The organism is Burkholderia contaminans, from assembly GCF_029633825.1.
GTDB lineage: Bacteria > Pseudomonadota > Gammaproteobacteria > Burkholderiales > Burkholderiaceae > Burkholderia > Burkholderia contaminans.
This window is the reverse complement of record NZ_CP090641.1, coordinates 2,448,960-2,466,281: the sequence shown is the minus strand read 5'-3', so window position 1 is coordinate 2,466,281 and position 17,322 is coordinate 2,448,960. Positions and strand designations below refer to the sequence as shown.

Here is a 17,322-nt window from a genome sequence, read left to right as displayed (position 1 = left end):
GAACATCGCAACCGCCGCGCCTGCGCACCCTGCGTGCCCGTCGCGCGAAAGCCCCGGTACTCCGTTTAAATCGCACGTATATTCCCGATTTCTGAAATAAAGCGCGACACCGTTTCGGGAAAACTGCCGTGGCGCGGAATTTGCAGTGGTGGCTTGGACACACTTCCAATGTCGAGGCCAACATGCACAAACTCTTCAAGAAGACGACGGTAACGATGGCCGTCTCGTCGCTGCTCGCACTCTATGGTTGCGGCTCGGTCGATGGACCGACAACGCCGCCGACAATCAAGCCGAGCACGTCCGGGTCGGGCGGCAGTTCGGGGACCTCGGGGTCGTCGGGGTCTTCTGGGACGTCGGGGTCTTCGGGTACGTCGGGGTCTTCTGGTACGTCGGGTTCGTCCGGGACGTCGGGTACGACTTCGGGTACTTCCGGCACTTCGGGCACCTCCGGTACGTCGGGTACTTCCGGTACGTCGGGTACTTCCGGCACGTCGGGTACCTCCGGCACGTCGGGTACCTCCGGCACGTCGGGTACCTCCGGTACGTCGGGTACTTCCGGCACCTCGGGTACTTCCGGCACGTCGGGCACTTCCGGTACTTCGGGTACTTCCGGCACCTCGGGTACTTCCGGCACCTCGGGTACTTCCGGCACCTCGGGTACTTCCGGCACCTCGGGTACTTCCGGCACCTCGGGTACCTCCGGCACGTCGGGCACTTCCGGTACGTCTGGCACCTCGGGCACCTCCGGCACGTCAGGTACTTCCGGCACGTCAGGTACTTCCGGCACGTCGGGTACTTCCGGTACCTCGGGCACCTCCGGCACCTCGGGTACCTCCGGCACGTCGGGTACCTCCGGCACGTCGGGTACTTCCGGCACGTCGGGCACGTCGGGCACATCGGGCACCTCCGGTACCTCGGGCACCTCCGGTACCTCGGGCACCTCCGGTACCTCGGGCACCTCCGGCACCTCGGGCACCTCCGGCACCGGCGTCACCCCCCTCGGCAATGTCCTCCAGAAATCCGGCAACCTCGTGACGGCACTCGGCACGACGGTCGCAACCGGCGGCGCGCAGATCGGCGGCGTGCAGATCCCCGGCACGAACCCGACGACGGCCACCAGCGTCGGCAACGCGGTCACGAGCCTCGGCAACGGCGTGCAGGCGCTCGGCAACGGCGTCGCGGCCGGTCTCGGCTCGATCGGCGTGTCGGCCAACCCGCTCGGACCGACGCTGACGTCGACCACCGGCCTGCTGACCGGCGCCGGCGGCGCGGTCAACAACCTCGGCAACGCGGTGAAGAGCCTCGGCTCCGGCCCGCTGTCGCCGCTGTCGCCGGTCACGACGCTCGTCGGCGATCTCGTCAACACCGTCGGCGGCGCCGTCAACTCGACCGCGTCGGGCCTCAACACGGCGCTGAACAGCTCGCCGGTCCAGCAGCTCGAGACGCAGGTCGGCAAGGTGATCAACCCGATCACGAACACGCTGACCGGCGGGGTCACGACGCCGGGCGCCACGCAGACGCTCGGCGGCGTCACGCTGCTCGGCACGCCGCTCAACGGCCTGCTGAGCGCGCTCGGCAACGGCCTCGCCAGCGCCGGCACGAAGGTCGGCGGCGCGACCGACAACCCGGTCGGCGGCGCGCTCGGCGGCGTCGTGGCGCAGCTCGGCAACACGGTGACGTCCACCGGCGGCCTCGTCCACGACAACAACGCGGGCAGCTCCAGCAGCGGCACGGGCGGCAGCAACCCGCTCGCCCCGATCACGGGCCTGCTCGGCACGCTGACGGGCGGCCCGGGCGGCGGCAGCTCGAGCGGTTCGGGCGGCACCAGCGGCACGAGCAGCGGCGGCCCGCTCGGACCGGTCACGGGCCTGCTCGGCTCGCTGACGGGTGCGCTCGGCGGCCTCGGTTCGAGCGGCACGAGCGGCACGAGCGGTACCGGCGGAACGAGTGGCACGGGCGGCACCAGCGGCACCGGTGGCGCGGGTATCGGCGGCCTGCTCGCGCCGGTCACCAACCTCGTCAACTCGCTGACGCCGCTCGGCGCCAGCCTCACCGGCACGGTCACGACGCCGGGCGGCAACGTGACGGGCACGCTCGGCGGCCTGCTGTCGAGCGGCCCGGTCGGCACGGTGACGGGTGCGCTCACGACGCCGGCAGGCGCCGCGGGCGCCGCCGGCACGGTCAGCCCCGGCGGTGGCGGTGCGGCCGGCTCGGTCACGACGCCGGCGGGTGGCGGCTCCGTGGTGGGTGGCCTCACCGGCGGCTCGAACGGTGGTGCCGCGGGCGGCGCCGGCAACCTGCTGTCGCCGGTGACGAACCTCCTGGGCGGATTGCTGGGCGGCGGCAACAAGAAGTAACGCTTTATCTGACAGAACCACAGGCCAATGGCCGGGCGCGCATCCATACAAAGCCCGGCCGACGGCCGGCGTCACCCGCCAAGCGGGGGCGCCGGCCCTCATCCGTACGAGGATCCGATCATGAATTCCACGCTTGACGGCATCGCCGCGGTCCAGGACCGCCCACCCCGTTCCGCCACGCCGCTGCGCGCCGGCCTGCTCGGCATCACCGCCGGGCTCTTCGCGCTGTGGATCACGCGCGACCAGCCGGCCCTCGACGCAGCCACGCGCGCCGTCATCGCGAGCCTCGCGATCATCGGCACGATCGCGTTGCACGAAATCTTCATCTCGCGCGTCTACCTGCGCCCGAGCGCGGGCCTGTCGCGGCAGGCCGTCCGGCCGCTCGGCATCGCGCGCGTCGCGACACGGCTCGGCGCGCTGACGTCGATCTATGCGGGCATCGGCGTGATCTACTGGCTGCTGCCCGAATACCACGGCCGGTTCTACCTGCCGTTCTGGTCGCTGCTGCGCTCGCTCGCGCCGTACGTGATCGTCGCCGCGCCGTTCTACTTCGCTTGGATGGACCGCCACCAGCGCGAGACCGATGACGCGTACCTGCTGTGGGGCCGCTTCCTGTTCCGCCGCGAGCGGCCCGCAAGCTGGAAGCCGGTGCGCGAGATGCTGGCCGGCTGGGGCGTGAAGGCGTTCTTCCTGCCGTTGATGACCGTCTACCTGTCGAAGGACGCCGATCACCTGACCGCGTCGCTCGCGAACGCGATGCATGCGCCGATGACGATCGCGACCTTCGTGTTCATGTACGACCTGTCGTTCACGATGGACCTGATGTTCGGCACCGTCGGCTACCTGTGCACGTTCCGCATCCTCGACAGCCACGTGCGCACCGTCGAGCCGACGACGCTCGGCTGGGTGGCCGCGCTGATGTGCTACCAGCCGTTCTGGTCGCTGTTCTCGAACAACTACATCCGCTACGAAGGCTCGATGTTCTGGGACAACTGGCTGATGTCGGCCCCGACGCTGCGCGTGATCTGGGGCTCGGTGATCATCCTGCTGCTGTTGACCTACGCGCTGTGCACGATCTCGTTCGGGCTGCGTTTCTCGAACCTCACCAACCGCGGGATCATCACGTCGGGCCCGTACCGCTTCACGAAGCATCCGGCGTACATCACGAAGAACCTGTCGTACTGGATGGTGTCGGTGCCGTTCGTCGAGCCGCTCGGCTGGCAGGTAGGGCTCATGCACTGCGCGGGGCTCGTCGCGATCAACCTGATCTACTACACGCGGGCGAAGACGGAAGAGCGCCACCTGATGCGCGACCCAGACTATCGCGCGTATGCCGAATGGATCGAGCAACACGGGCTGTTCGCGCGGATCAGGCAGGCATTCGGGCAACGCGCGCCGGCTTGATACGGTTGGAATGGCGGGGCAGGCTGCCCCGCCACTTCATCGGCGCGCCGCGCGGCCCGACACCACAGCGCGTCGCTGCGCGCATGCTCAGTCGAACGAAAGGCTGCTGTCGCGCCCGTCACGCGCGCGACCGGTCGCACGCGTCAGCCCCTTGATCGCGACGAAGCTCGCGAGGCCCATACCGAAACAGCAGGCCGCCAGCGGCCACGCGGTAGCACCGTCGAAGACCAGCGTCGCGAGCGTGCCCACGCCGGTGACGATCACGCCCTGCACCGCGTAGTAGAGCGCAACCGCCTTGCCGGCGGCATCGCCGAAATCGCGCAGCGCGCCGTTCGCGGACACCGACGACATCAGCACGATACCGACCGCTACCAGCCACATCGGCATCACGAACGTCGCGAACGACGGCTTCGCCAGGACCGTGCAGACGGCCAGCACGATCGCACCGGTCATCATCGTGAGCGCCCCTCGCGCAACGCAGCCGGCCTCGCCCCACCTCGACACGAACGTCCCCGCGAAGCGCGACACGACGACCATCACGATCGCGACGGTCGCAAACGCCACGCCGAATGCCACGCGCGAATAGCCGGCCCCTCCGACCAGCACGCGCGGCGCGGTGGAGAAGAACACGAAGAACGCGCCCATCGCGGCGGCAAATGCAAGCGTGTGAACCTGAAAGGGCCGGCTGCCGAGAATCGAAGCGACGGACGGCCCCTGCCGGTTCGCCGTCCGCGGCCGCGTTTCGTGCCAGCGTGGCCACGCACGGCCGCACGCGAGCAGACCCAGCAGGCCGAGCGTCGCGAAAATCGCGCGCCATCCACAGGCTGTCGCGATGGCCGCGCCGAGCAGCGGACCCAGTGCGGGAACGAACGCCAGCATCGCGCCGAACTGGCTGTAGATCATGCGGCCTTCAGGGCGATCGGCGTAGACATCGCGAACGGTCGCGAACGTTGCAACGAGCGCGGCTGACGCGCCCAGCGCCTGAAGCACGCGCAGCGTGGCGAACAGGCCGCCGCCCGTGGCAATCGCAAGTGCCAGCGAAGCTGCCGCAAAACACAGCGCACCGCCGAGCACCACCGGGCGTCTGCCGACACGGTCCGACAACGGGCCGAAGAGCATCTGGCCCAGGCCGAGGACGACCATATAGACGCTCAGCGTCAACTGGACGATGGCCGGCGACGTGCCCAGCGCGGACGGCATCTCCGGGATCACCGGCAGGTACACGTCCATCGCCATCGAAGCGAGGAGATCGAAAGGCGCCATCAGCAGCAGCGCCGACGGTAACGAATAGGCCCAGACGGGCGTGGATTGTTCAGGCATGACAAGGCATCCGCTCAGAAAAGGGAATCTGGCGGCGATCTGCCTGGTCAGCGAGGGACAACGGGAGATCGCCGCAACGACCGGTTGACGAAGGTCGTTGCGGCTTAGCGATCCGTGGACGGTCCGGCTCCCATGGAGGAATCCTTGCGGTGTGCGTTGACTGCGCAGTGTAGTCGGTTCGACTGGGAGGCACCAGCCGTGCGCACACGGCCTTGCGACAGCTGTCGGGCCGGCCCGCATCGCCTTCCGCTCAGGCGGCGGCCCGCCCTCATGCGGCCAATTGTCGCGAAACGACGCGATTCTCCGCCTTTCGTCGCTTTTCATCCTCTGTCCGATTGCCCACCCGAATCACGTCGCGTATGGTGCTGCCCGTCCGCGAGCGATACGTCGCCCAGGCCTTCGACCGTCGTCCCGCACGACGGCCGCGCGGGCCGTGCCCGCCGCTCACCGTCTCCGCGATGCCGCCCTTAGGCGCCGCGCATTCTTGAGGAGAGAGACGTGATCCACAAAGTCCTGATCCTGTTCGCACTCTGCATCGCGGGCCTCGCCGCGATCGCCGCCGGTTTCCAGCACATCCCCAGCTGATTCGCGGCCCCGGCTCGCTTCGCCGAGCCCGGGGGCCGCAGCCATTCCTTTCCCCTTTTGCGATGAACCACTTTCTCGGACCGCCCGGGACGGGCGACCTTTGCCATGCGTATCGACGTACAGCATTCCCAGCACGACATCGACGATGAACTCGACGCGCTCTACGCGCGTCTCTACCAGCCAGGCCATCGCCTGCACGGCCTGCCGGCGGTCGCGCTCGGCCGCTCCGGCCTGATCGTCCGCCACCGCGAAGCGGACGGCGAATACTTCCTGTATGTCGAGGACCCGGCCGCGCGCCAGCTCGCCGGCTATACGGTGTTCAACCGCCTGCCCGAAATCCCGCGCCGCGCCGACCGCTACCTGCGCGCGCCGCATACGCGGCTGCGCGGATCCGCGCAACGCAAGGGGCTGGCGACGACGCTGTATCGCTGGGGACTCGACGCTGGCCTGTGCCTGATCAGCGGCGCGCGCCAGTCGGTCGGCGCCGCACAGTTGTGGACGGCGCTCGCGCAGGATTACCGGCACGGCTTCGTCGATATCGACGGACGTGCGCTGCGTTATCTCGGCGAAACCGTCGACGACCACGTGCATGGCGCGCTGCATACGCGGCGGCTGATGCTCGGTCATGGATGGGAGATCGGGGAATTCGCGCGCGCGACGGGGATGGCCGGTGCCGCCCGAACACCAGTGCGATAATCCGTGCGACCCGCGCGACGCTCACCGCTACGCAACGCGCCAACCGACACGCCCATCGATGACCACCGATCCCCGCCCCCACGCCGACCGCCACATCGACATCGTCGCGCTGTGCGGCAGCCTCCGCGCGCAGTCGTATAACGCCGCGCTGCTCGATGCGGCCGCGCTCGTCGCGCCGCGCGGCATGCGCATCGCGCGCTTCGATCGTCTCGGTGAATTCCCGCTGTTCAATCCCGATACCGAATATCCGTCGCCCGCCGTGGTGCGCGACCTGATCGACCGCGTGAATGCCGCAGACGGCCTGCTGATCGCGAGCCCGGAATACGCACACGGCGTAACGGGCGTGATGAAGAACGCGCTGGACTGGATCGTGGGGTGCGAAGCCGTCGTGTACAAGCCGGTCGCCGTGCTGAACGCATCGCCACGCGCAACGCATGCGGACGCGGCGCTGCGGGAAACGCTGTCGATGATGTCGGCACGCATCGTCGAACCCGCGTCGATCACGCTGCCGATCCTCGGGAGCCAGCTCGACGCGGCGGGCATCGCCGCGCATCCGCCGTTCGCATCGGCGCTGGCCGATGCGCTGCACGCACTGCGCGCGGCGATCCACGAGGCGGAACCGGGCCGGTAGCAATCCGCGTTCGTTCGTGAACGCGCGCAGCGTTACCGCGCCTTGGCGCGCGTCGCCTTCTTCGCCGGTTTGGCCGCCTTCGCCCGCGGCGCTTCCTTCTCGGGCTGCGCGCCGCCGCCGGCGAGATCCTCGAGCCACGCGAGCGCGTCGACATACGACAGGAACTGCTGCAGATAAGCCGGCGACAACTCGCGCATCGTCGCGAGCGACCGGTGCACGAGACTGTTCGAATTGAGCGGCCCCGCGTTGCGCGGCACCTGGTCGAGCGACTGGCGATACTGCTGTTCGGTGCGGACCTTCGACCACATCGTGCGGAAGTAGTCGACCAGCTCGGGATCGAGCCCGCGCCGGTCGGCCTGCACATCGCGCGCGAGCCGCTCGACGAGTTCCGCCAGCGCGCCGCGCGCGGGCGCACCTGTCGCGCTGCTCGCGGTTGCCGTTTCACCGGCGCACGCCACCACTTCCGCAAAACCTTCGATCAGCGTCGCCAGCCGCGCGTCGAGCAACGCACGCGCTTCGCCTTCGAGCGCGGCCGCGCGCCGTTCGAGTGCGTCGATCCGGTGAAAGCGCACGGGATCGAGCCGGTCGGCGCCCTGCTCGCGCCATGCGTCGAGCGTCGCGCGAACGTGCGTCGCGTCGCCGGTCACTTCGCCGGTCACTTCGCCTTCCCTCCGTTCGAAGCCGACTTGCGCGGCACCGGCGCGATCTCCACGCGACGGTTCTTCGCGCGGCCTTCATCGTCCGCGTTCGAGCTGACCGGCTGCTCCGAGCCGAACGCCGCCGCGAACACCGACGACGCCGGCACGCCGGCGTCGATCAGCGCACGCGTGACCGTCAACGCACGCTTGGCCGACAGTTCCCAGTTGTCCGCGAACAGGCGGTTGCCCGCGTGCACCTGCTGGTCGTCGGCGAAGCCGCTGATCATCAGGATCTCGTCACGCGTCTTCAGGTAGGTGCCCAACGGCGCGGCCAGCGTCTTCAGCAGGTCGCGGCCCGCGGGCTGCAACTGGTCGGAGTTCAGCGCGAACAGCACGTTGCCGCTGATGCCGATGCGCCCGTTCACGAGCGTCACGCGGCCGGCTGCAAGCGGCCCGGCGAGCGCCTGCTCGAGCGACTTGCGCTGCTGCGCTTCCTGCTGGCGCGCACGCACGGCTTCCTCGAGCTTCGACGTGAGCTGAAGCTGCATGCCGATCACGCCGACGAGAATCAGCACGAACGCGCCGAGCAGCACCGACATCAGGTCGGCGAACGCGGGCCATACCGGCGCGGAGGTTGCGTCGCCGTCGATTTCGTCGTGCATGCGTTACGCTCCGACGCTCGCCCGCCGGCCGGCGAGCTGCTGCAGGTCTTCGACGATCTGCTTCTGCGACATCATGCTCAGGTCGATCACCTCGCGCGCCTGCGCGACGTAGTACTCGAGCTGCTCGTCGCTGCGCGCGAGCGACTTCTCGAGCGCGGCCTCGATGCGTTGCAGATGGGTCAGCAGCTTGTCGTTCGACTCGCCGAATACCTGCACGGCCATCCCGAACGCGTCGCCGAGGCTCGCGACCTCGACGGCGCCTGCCGTGACTTGCGCGGCCACCGAGTCGAGCTTGCGTGTTTCGGCATCGACGGTGTCGTTGAAGCGCGCGCCGACGCGGTCGAGCAGGTCGGCCGACGTGCTGACGAGCGCGTCGATCGCGGTGCGCTGTTCGGTCGACGCGTGGTTGACCGCGCCGAGCAGCGTTTCGAGCGTCGCGAGCAGGCGGCTGCGCTCCTCGAGCATCGCGGTGTCGTGCACCAGGCTGTCGGACAGGCGCTGGCGCAGCTCGGCGACGACGTCGGCCGCGGCCTTCGGCGCCTCCGATGCAGCCTGCACGAGGCGCGCGATCTCGTTGATCGTGTCGCTCGCGTGCACCTGTGCCTGCGCGGTGATGTCGTTCGCGGTGCGGGCCAGCGTGTCGCAGATGTCCTGCTGGCGCGTCGCGGCCTGCGCGCTCGTCTGCGCCCATTCGTCGCGCAGCGCGGCGGCCATCGCGGCGAGCGAGTCGTTCCATGCAGCGAGGCGTTCTTCGTCGCGCGCGGCCAGTTGCGACTGCAGGCCGGCATGCGAATCGCGGATCGTCGACAGCAATTCATTCGAGCGTTGTTCGAACGTCGACGCCTGTGCCGCGAGATCGCGCGTCGTTTGTGCCAGTGCGTCGCAGATTTCCTGCTGACGGCCCGCACTGTGCACGCCCGCGCGCTGCCATTCGTCGCCGAGCTTCGCGGCCATTGCAGCCAGCGAGTCGTTCCACGCAGTGAGGCGTTCTTCGTCGCGTGCGGCAAGCTGCGTCTGCAGGCCCGTGTGCGAATCGCGGATCGTCGACAGCAACTCATTCGAGCGTTGTTCGAACGTCGATGCCTGCGCGGTCAGGTCGCGCGTCGTTTGCGCCAGTGCGTCGCAGATTTCCTGCTGACGGCCCGCACTATGTACACCTGCGCGCTGCCATTCGTCGTTGAGCTTCGCGGCCATCGCGGCCAGCGAGTCGTTCCATGCAGTGAGGCGTTCTTCGTCGCGTGCAGCCAGTTGCGTCTGCAAGCCCGTGTGCGAATCGCGGATCGTCGACAGCAATTCATTCGAGCGTTGTTCGAACGTCGACGCCTGTGCCGTGAGATCGCGCGTCGTTTGCGCCAGTGCGTCGCAGATTTCCTGCTGACGGCCCGCACTGTGTACACCTGCACGCTGCCATTCGTCGCCGAGCTTCGCGGCCATCGCGGCCAGCGAGTCGTTCCACGCAGTGAGGCGTTCCTCGTCACGCGCAGCCAGTTGCGTCTGCAGGCCGGCATGCGAATCGCGGATCGTCGACAGCAACGCGTTCGAACGTTGTTCGAACGTCGCAGCCTGCGCCGTGAGATCGCGCGTCGTTTGCGCCAGTGCGTCGCAGATTTCCTGCTGACGGGCTGCGCTGTGCACGCCGGCGCGCTGCCATTCGTCGCCGAGCTTTGCGGCCATCGCGGCCAGCGAATCGTTCCACGCGGCGACGCGCTGTTCGTCGCGCGCCGCCAGGTCGGCCTGCAGCCCCGCGTGCGACTCGCGCATCGCGGCAAGCGTCGCGCCGGAATGGCGTTCGAACGCCGCGGCGGCCTCGCCCAGCGCGCGCGCATGCTGGCCCGCCAGCGTCTCGCCGACCTGCTCCTGGCGCGACAGCGCATCGCGCCATGCGTCCGACAGGCGGCTTTCAGTCGATTCGAGACGCGTCGCCACGCCGTCGAGCAGGTCCGCCGAACGCTGCGAGAACGTGTCGGTGAACTGGCCGAGCGTCGTCTGCAGCTGCTGCGCGACGGCATCGCCCGCGCGGCGCTGTTCGTAGAGCGCGCGGTTCCAGACGGCCGTCACGTTGCCGGTGGTCTTCTCGAAGCCGTCCGTCAGCCCGTCGAGCTGACGCTGCACGGCACCCGTCACGGTGTCGCGCAGCGCGGCCATCTCCTGCGCGAGCCCGGTCATCGTCGCGGCGACGACCGGCTGCAGCGCGGCACCGGCTACGCGCGCGCTTTCGGCGGCGCTTTCCTTCAGCGCGTCGCCGACATTCGACGCGAGGCCCGCATAGGCGCGCTCGGTCCGGTCGAAAAATGCCTGCTGGCTTTCGATCTGGCGATCGTGCAGCGCGACGCTGCGCGCTTCGAGCGTCGTCATCATCGTCTGCAGCCGGTCGACCAGCGACGGCATCACGTCGGCCTGGCGCTGCAGCAGCCGGAACGATTCGTCGCGCTGGTGCGCGGACGAATGCACGCGCAGCGTCGTCGCGATCTTCGCGTCGAGCTGCTGGGCCGCGTCGATCCGCTCGCGGCGCACGAGCGCGGACAGCAGCCCGAGCATCGCGGACGTCGCGACACCGGCGATCGACGTGCCGAATGCGAACCCGAGGCCCTTCACCGGCGCGATCAGCGATGCGCGGATCGCATCGAGATCGGTCGCGCTTTCGAGCGCAGCGCCGGTGCCCTTCAGCGTGACGACCATCCCGAGCAGCGTGCCGAGCATGCCGAGCAGCACGAGCAAGCCGACGAGGTAAGGCGTGAGCGACGGGCCCGGCAGCGCGACGCGCGCGCCTTCGACCCGCGCGCGCACGGCGCCGCGCAGGCCCGGGTGCAGCGTATCGAGCCACGTGTCGAGCTTCGCGGGCGGCTCGGTCAGGCCGGCGACCGCGCGCGACAGCGTGGCGGTGGCCTGCCGGTAGCGCAGCAGCTCCCATGCGCCGGCGACGTAGCACGCGGCGATCAGCAGCGTGACGGCCGCCGCCAGCGGGTTCGACGCGACATAGCCGACGCCGATCCAGCCCACAGCGAGCAGACCGGCGACGAAGACAACGAGATCAAGGCGAATTCTGGACATAGCGTGTTGATTAGCTGGTGCGAAGGGCCGCGAGCAGCCCGTCTACCGTTTGAAACCGGACTTCGAGTTCGGCAAGCAGGATGCTCTGCATCTCGTCGCGAAACGTATCGAGCCATGCGCCGGGCACGATCGCCGCGACGGCCGTGCCATCGGCCGCCACCGCGCCGTCATCGGCCGGATCGGCCGTGGCTGCAGCCGCGGATTCGGCATCGGCCAGCGCCTGCCGCTCCGCGTCGCGCAGCCGCCCGAAACGCGTGCCGAGCAGCGCGGGGATCGACGACAGCAGGCTGCGCTCGCGCGCGCCGAGCACGCGCTCCATGATGGCGTCGAGCGTCGCGAGCCGCGCCATCCCGGACGAGCGGGCGGCAACCGCGACCCGCAGGCGGCCGCGTAACTGGCCGATCGCCGTTTCCATGTCCTGCTGCAGGGACAGATAACGCTGCCGGAAGTCCGCGAAATCGGCCGTGTCGGCGGCCGGCGGCGGCGGATCGCCGGGCCGGCGCCGCGCACGGGGCCGATTGGCGGCCGTGATCGCCTGCGCGAGCTCGTGGCGCACGCGCGCGCAGTCGCGCTCCGCGTCGTAGCCGCGCACGCCGGCCGCGACGCCGGGCGGGCTCGCGTTCAGCGCGGACGACAGCGTGATCGCGTCGGTCCAGCCGAGCCACTGGCTCAGCCGGTCGGACAGCGTCTGCCGGGATTCCGCGATGTCGGCATCGGCCAGGCGCGCGAGCAGCCGGACGAGCGCGGGGCCGCTCAGTGCCGGGCGCGGAGGTGCTTGCACCATGCTGCAAACCGTCAAAAAAGGCAGCAGTTTACACGTCGCCGGGAGGTGGGCCGCCAGAATCGGGGAAGCGGCGCCGTTCGGCGCGGCGTGCGACACACGCGAACGCCCGCCGCGCAAGGCTTGGCGGGCGAACGGGGGCTGCTGCGGGGACGGTCCTGCCGCGCCGTTGCCCTTGCCCTTGCCCCTGCCCCTGCCCCTGCCCCTGGCCCTGGCCCTGGCTCCAGATCCTGTCCCAGCTCCTGCCACCCACCGCCAAATCACCCACCGGTTGCGAATATCGTCCGACGATACCGGCCCCGTTGCGCTACCATCGCAACACCCGCCGAGCCACGTGTGCCGGCCGCGGGCGGCGCCCTGAGAGCAGGCGCCACCGACCCACAACGACAACAGACGGGCCCGGCCCGACCGCCCACGATGCTTGCCAATCTCGTCACGCGCCTGCGCGACCGTTTCGGCAAACCGCCGACCCCGCAGGCCTTCGCGGAACGCCTGATCGCCACGCTGCGCGCATCGGGCGACACCCGCACCTGGCGGCACGAGGACGAGAAAGGCTGCCTCGTCCAGTCGGATGCGCCGTCGAACATCATCAACCTGCACAACCTGTTCCGCGACTACGCGGCCGCGAAACCGTCCGAGCGGGACACCGTGCTGAAGCGGCAGGCGAACGCGATGATGCAGCACGAGATCCCGACGGATTTCGCCGCCGCGCGCGCGAAGCTGCGGCCCGTGATCCGCAGCGCGACCGAGCGCTGCGTGGCCACGCTGCAACTGGCCGGGCAGCCCGGTATCACGGCGCTGGCGTTCCGGCCGCTCTGCGAGAACATCGAAATCGGCATCGCGTACGACGGCGAGTTCAACATCGCGCGCCTGCCGACCGCGACGCTCGACCAATGGGGCGTCTCGTTCGACGAAGCCTGCGACATCGCGATCGACAACCTGCGGGCCGAATCGTCGAAGCCGTGGGCCGCGCTGCCGAACGGCGTGTTCCTGTCGCAATTCGACGACTCCTACGACGCGGCGCGGCTGCTGCTGACCGACCTGCTTCACCGCCAGCCGATCGCCGGCGCACCGGTCGTGATGGCGCCGAACCGCGCGGTGCTGCTGCTCACCGGCGACCGCAATCCGACCGGGCTCGCCGCCATGGTCGACCTCGCCGAACAGGCGCAGGCGCAGCCGCGCCCGCTGCCTCCGCTGATGCTGCGCTGGGACGGCGCCGCCTGGCAGCGCTTCGTGCCGGCAGGGCTCGAAGCGAAGCTGCATGCGCTGCGCATCGGCGAGCTCGCGGGCGACTACCAGGATCAGCGGATGCTGCTCAACGACGTGCATGAGCGCGACGGCACCGACATCTTCGTGGCGACCTACTCGGTGTACAAGCGCCAGGACGGCAGCCTGTTCAGCGTCGGCGTGTGGAGCGACGGCGTGCCTTCCCTGCTGCCCGAGACGGATATCGTCGCGCTCCATCGCGGCTCGACGGGGCAGTCCGCTTACGTGCCGCTGGCCGAGCTGCTGCACACGTGCGGCGACCTGATGACGGCCACCGTGCATCGCCCGGTGCGCTATGAAGTGAAGGCATTCCCGGACGACACGCGGTTCGCGGCGCTGCTGGCGCGGTTCAGCGAAGCCTGATGCCGATTCGCGTTCGCGCGGTGTGCGCCGGCAGCCGGCCACGGGAATGCCCGGCTGACGGGCGATGCGGATCGGGAATGGAAGCGGTCAGATGCCCGCTTTCGGGGCATTCAGGATCAGTCGCAGCCCGAGCAGCGTGATCGCGCCGGCGGCGATGCGGTCGACCCACTTCTTCGCGCGCAGGTAGAGCTCGCGCGGCCGGCGCGTGGAAAAGCACAGCGCGACGATCGTGTACCAGCCGAACTCGACGCCGAACACGAGCGGCGGCAGCGCCAGATAGCACCACAGCGGCGGATGCTGCGGGAGCAGCGCCGCGAAGATGCTGCCGTACCAGATCGCCGTCTTCGGGTTGCTGAGCTGGGTCGTGAGGCCCGTCCAGAACGACTTGCGCGCGCTGCCGCCGGCCATCGCCTGCGGATCGTCCATCGCGATCGGCCGGTCGGCGCCGCGCCAGATCTTCGACGCCATGTAGATCAGGTACGCGCCGCCCGCCACCTTGAGGCCCACGTACAACCATTCGACGGCCTGCAGCAGCGTATAGAGCCCGGCCAGCGCGATACCGCCGAACACGATGCCGCCGATGCCCATGCCGAGCGCGGTGGCCAGCCCGTCGCGGCGCGACAATCCGATCGAATTGCGGGCGACCAGCACGAAGCTCGGGCCCGGAATCATCGCGCCGAGAAACAGCGCGGCCAGGATGGCGAGTACGGCAGCCGATGCAGTCATCGAAGTCTCCTTGGTGAGCGACGCCGAATCGCCAGCGCCGGCGTGTCGTTTCCGACGGTCGAGCCGCTGATTCTGGCACGCTTCGCGCATGGCCGAAAGCGGCTTGTCGCTGCTATGCTGGCCCTCTTTCCTGTCATTCGCGCCCTGCCCATGATCGAGATTCGCACCGCCCGCTATCCCGACGACGCCCGTGCCGTCGAGGCGATCTTCCGCGAGTACATCGCGAGCCCGACCGTCAGCCTCGAATTCCAGGACTACGAGCCCGAGATCGCCGCGCTGCCGGGCAAGTACGCTGCGCCGCGCGGGCTGCTGCTGCTCGCGTGGCGGGACGGGCGCGCGGTGGGCTGCGCGGCGTTTCGCGAGATCGACGCGACGACGTGCGAGATGAAGCGCGTCTACGTGCGCCCCGAAGCGCGCGGGCTGAACGTCGGCCGCCAGCTCGTCGAACGGCTGCTGCACGACGCGAAAGCGGCCGGCTATGCGCGCATGTGCCTCGACGTGCTGCCCGAATTCGTCGCCGCCAGGAAACTGTATGCGTCGCTCGGCTTCGCGCCCGCACCGCCCGTCGCGTTCAACCCGGTGCCGGGCGCCGAGTTTCTCGGGCGGGACTTGTAACATCCTCGCCATCGGCACCGCCTTCCTCCATTCGACCGGACACCCCGTGATGCGCGTTTCCCGCCTACCCATCGTGTTCCTCCCGCTGCTCGCCGCGTTTTCGTTCAACGCCCGCGCAGCCGACCTGCCGAAATCGGTCGCCGCGCAGTTACCGCCCGGCTACCAGCCGCTGCTCGCGCATGCGGGGCCGGATCTCGACAACGGGCGGCGCAGCTTCCTCGTCGTCGTGCATCGGGCGGTCGATACGCGCGAGCAGCCGTCGCCGCGTCCGCTGCTGATCTTCGAGGAACAACCGGATCACGCATTCCGGCTCGTCGCGCGCAACGACCAGGTCGTGCTGCGCGCGAACGAAGGCGGCCAGTGCGATCCGTTCGATCCCGAAGATGCCGCCGACAACGGCTTCGCGATAAAAGGCCGCTATTTCACGGTGCAGAACTTCGTCGCGTGCGGGCAGCACTGGAGCGACTACGTGACGTTCCGCTACGACGCGCGCACGCACGGATGGCTGTTTTCGAACCGGATCGTCACCGAATCGTTTCCGCTCGACGACCAGCCCGACCACGTCACCGTCACGCGCGCCGACGCGCACCGGCCGGTGTCGTTCAGTCAGTGGCAACGCAAGGACTGACGCGGCCGGCGCAACGCGCCGCGGCCGGTTGCGTCGCGCGGCGGCGGATGCGGCTTCGGTCAGACGCCATCGCATCCCGCCCCGCCACCGCTCGCGAGCGCACGCCAACAGGACTACCATAGGCGCTCGCCGTCGCGCGACCCTGCGCCGGCCGCGCACGCGGCTCGCCCGCCTACGCTCCCTCGCTGCACCCGCACTGGAGGACGTCATGACGCAACACTTCGACGCGATCGTCATCGGCACCGGTCAGGCCGGCCCGCCACTCGCCGCGCGGCTGTCCGCCGCCGGGATGAAGGTCGCGATCATCGAGCGCGGCCGCTTCGGCGGCACCTGCGTGAACACCGGCTGCATCCCGACCAAGACGCTGATCGCAAGCGCCTACGCCGCGCACCTCGCGCGCCGCGCCGGTGAATACGGCGTGTCGGTCGGCGGCCCCGTCACCGTCGACATGAAAGCCGTGAAGGCACGCAAGGACCAGATCTCGGGGCGCTCGAACCAGGGTGTCGAGCAGTGGGTGCGCGGGCTGGAAAACGCGACCGTCATCCACGGTCATGCGCGCTTCGAAGGCGCGACCACCGTGCGCGTGGGCGACGCACTGCTCGAAGCCGAGCGCATCTTCATCAACGTCGGCGGGCGCGCGCAGGTGCCGGCCATGCCCGGCCTCGACACGGTGCCGTACCTGACCAACTCGACGATGATGGACGTCGACTTCCTGCCCGAGCATCTCGTGATCGTCGGCGGCAGCTACATCGGGCTCGAGTTCGGCCAGATGTATCGCCGTTTCGGGTCGAAGGTCACGATCGTCGAGAAGGGTTCGCGCCTGATCCGGCGCGAGGACGAAGACGTGTCGCAGGCGGTGCGCGAGATCCTCGAAAACGAAGGGATCGACGTGCAGCTCGACGCGACCTGCCTGAGCGCGCGGCGCGACGGCAGCGGCATTGCGGTCGGCCTCGACTGCACGGGCGGCGGCCGCGAGGTCGCGGGCTCGCACCTGCTGCTCGCGGTCGGACGCGTGCCGAACACCGACGATCTCGGGCTCGAACGCGCGGGCGTCGCAACCGACGCGCGCGGCTACATCGAGGTCGACGACCAGTTGCGCACGAACGTGCCCGGCATCTGGGCACTCGGCGACTGCAACGGGCGCGGCGCGTTCACGCACACCGCGTACAACGACTACGAGATCGTCGCGGCCAACCTGCTCGACAACGATCCGCGCAAGGTGTCCGATCGCATCGCAGCGTACGCGCTGTACGTCGATCCGCCGCTCGGCCGCGTCGGCATGACGCTCGCGGAAGCGAAGCAGACCGGCCGCCGGCTGCTCGTCGGCACACGCCCGATGACGCGCGTCGGCCGTGCGGTGGAAAAAGGCGAGAGCCTGGGTTTCATGAAGGTGATCGTCGACGCGGACAGCCACGCGATCCTCGGCGCGTCGATCCTCGGCGTGACGGGCGACGAAGTCGTGCACGGCATGCTCGACGTGATGGCCGCGGGCGCGCCGTACACGACGATCAGCCGCGCGATGCACATCCACCCGACCGTGTCGGAGCTCGTGCCGACGCTGTTGCAGGATCTGCATCCGGTCGAATGACGGGCGGCGGG

Annotated in this window: 14 protein-coding genes; 8 read left to right on the top strand and 6 right to left on the bottom strand. The window is 69.4% G+C overall.

Features of this window, described 5'->3' with window-relative positions; all coding sequences use genetic code 11:
• Positions 1–182: 182 nt before the first annotated feature.
• Together LXE91_RS28765 and LXE91_RS28760 are read left to right on the top strand one after the other, a co-directional pair.
• A complete protein-coding gene (locus LXE91_RS28765; RefSeq protein WP_278068139.1) occupies positions 183–2,357 on the top strand; it encodes a collagen-like triple helix repeat-containing protein in 2,175 nt (724 codons plus the stop codon).
• Positions 2,358–2,477: 120 nt separating this feature from the next.
• Positions 2,478–3,761, top strand: coding sequence for an isoprenylcysteine carboxylmethyltransferase family protein (locus tag LXE91_RS28760; protein ID WP_039356423.1), 1,284 nt, complete (start codon positions 2,478–2,480; stop codon positions 3,759–3,761).
• Between the two features lie 87 nt (positions 3,762–3,848).
• Here the strand turns inward: LXE91_RS28760 and cml are convergent, their stop codons facing one another.
• A complete protein-coding gene (cml, locus tag LXE91_RS28755) occupies positions 3,849–5,081 on the bottom strand; it encodes a CmlA/FloR family chloramphenicol efflux MFS transporter (RefSeq protein ID WP_039364225.1) in 1,233 nt (410 codons plus the stop codon).
• Positions 5,082–5,771: 690 nt separating this feature from the next.
• On the opposite strand from cml, the gene LXE91_RS28750 reads away from it, so the two are divergent.
• Positions 5,772–6,362, top strand: a complete 591-nt coding sequence (locus LXE91_RS28750) for a hypothetical protein (protein ID WP_039364222.1) — start codon at positions 5,772–5,774, stop codon at positions 6,360–6,362.
• A 58-nt stretch (positions 6,363–6,420) separates the two neighbouring features.
• Positions 6,421–6,993 carry an NADPH-dependent FMN reductase gene (locus LXE91_RS28745; protein ID WP_039364219.1) on the top strand — a complete coding sequence of 191 codons (573 nt, stop codon included), beginning with the start codon at positions 6,421–6,423 and terminating at the stop codon, positions 6,991–6,993.
• 32 nt (positions 6,994–7,025) lie between these two features.
• Here LXE91_RS28745 and LXE91_RS28740 read toward each other — a convergent pair whose 3' ends face one another.
• From LXE91_RS28740 to LXE91_RS28725, 4 genes are read right to left on the bottom strand one after another with little or no spacing between them, the layout of a single operon-like run.
• A complete protein-coding gene (locus tag LXE91_RS28740; RefSeq protein ID WP_039364234.1) occupies positions 7,026–7,640 on the bottom strand; it encodes a DUF2894 domain-containing protein in 615 nt (204 codons plus the stop codon).
• 8 nt (positions 7,641–7,648) lie between these two features.
• Positions 7,649–8,293 carry an OmpA family protein gene (locus LXE91_RS28735; RefSeq protein WP_039364216.1) on the bottom strand — a complete coding sequence of 215 codons (645 nt, stop codon included), beginning with the start codon at positions 8,291–8,293 and terminating at the stop codon, positions 7,649–7,651.
• Positions 8,294–8,296: 3 nt separating this feature from the next.
• On the bottom strand, positions 8,297–11,344 hold the full coding sequence (locus LXE91_RS28730) for a DUF802 domain-containing protein (RefSeq protein ID WP_039364214.1): 3,048 nt from the start codon (positions 11,342–11,344) through the stop codon (positions 8,297–8,299).
• A 10-nt stretch (positions 11,345–11,354) separates the two neighbouring features.
• The gene (locus tag LXE91_RS28725; protein WP_039364211.1) at positions 11,355–12,128 is read right to left on the bottom strand and encodes a DUF3348 domain-containing protein; all 774 of its coding nucleotides are present in this window, start codon (positions 12,126–12,128) and stop codon (positions 11,355–11,357) included.
• 414 nt (positions 12,129–12,542) lie between these two features.
• On the opposite strand from LXE91_RS28725, the gene LXE91_RS28720 reads away from it, so the two are divergent.
• Positions 12,543–13,754, top strand: coding sequence for a DUF1444 domain-containing protein (locus tag LXE91_RS28720; protein WP_039364208.1), 1,212 nt, complete (start codon positions 12,543–12,545; stop codon positions 13,752–13,754).
• A gap of 87 nt (positions 13,755–13,841) precedes the next feature.
• Here LXE91_RS28720 and LXE91_RS28715 read toward each other — a convergent pair whose 3' ends face one another.
• Positions 13,842–14,480, bottom strand: coding sequence for a LysE family translocator (locus tag LXE91_RS28715; RefSeq protein WP_039364231.1), 639 nt, complete (start codon positions 14,478–14,480; stop codon positions 13,842–13,844).
• 150 nt (positions 14,481–14,630) lie between these two features.
• Between LXE91_RS28715 and LXE91_RS28710 the strand changes: the two genes are divergently transcribed.
• The 3 genes from LXE91_RS28710 to LXE91_RS28700 all read left to right on the top strand — a co-directional run bounded on the left by LXE91_RS28710 (position 14,631) and on the right by LXE91_RS28700 (position 17,311).
• Positions 14,631–15,095: a GNAT family N-acetyltransferase gene (locus LXE91_RS28710; protein ID WP_039364206.1), complete on the top strand. Its 465-nt coding sequence runs from the start codon at positions 14,631–14,633 to the stop codon at positions 15,093–15,095.
• 49 nt (positions 15,096–15,144) lie between these two features.
• Entirely contained in the window at positions 15,145–15,723 is a 579-nt protein-coding gene (locus LXE91_RS28705; RefSeq protein WP_039364203.1) for a hypothetical protein, read from the top strand.
• Between the two features lie 208 nt (positions 15,724–15,931).
• Complete coding sequence (locus LXE91_RS28700) at positions 15,932–17,311, top strand: FAD-containing oxidoreductase (protein ID WP_039364200.1); 1,380 nt, start codon at positions 15,932–15,934, stop codon at positions 17,309–17,311.
• Positions 17,312–17,322 lie beyond the last annotated feature (11 nt).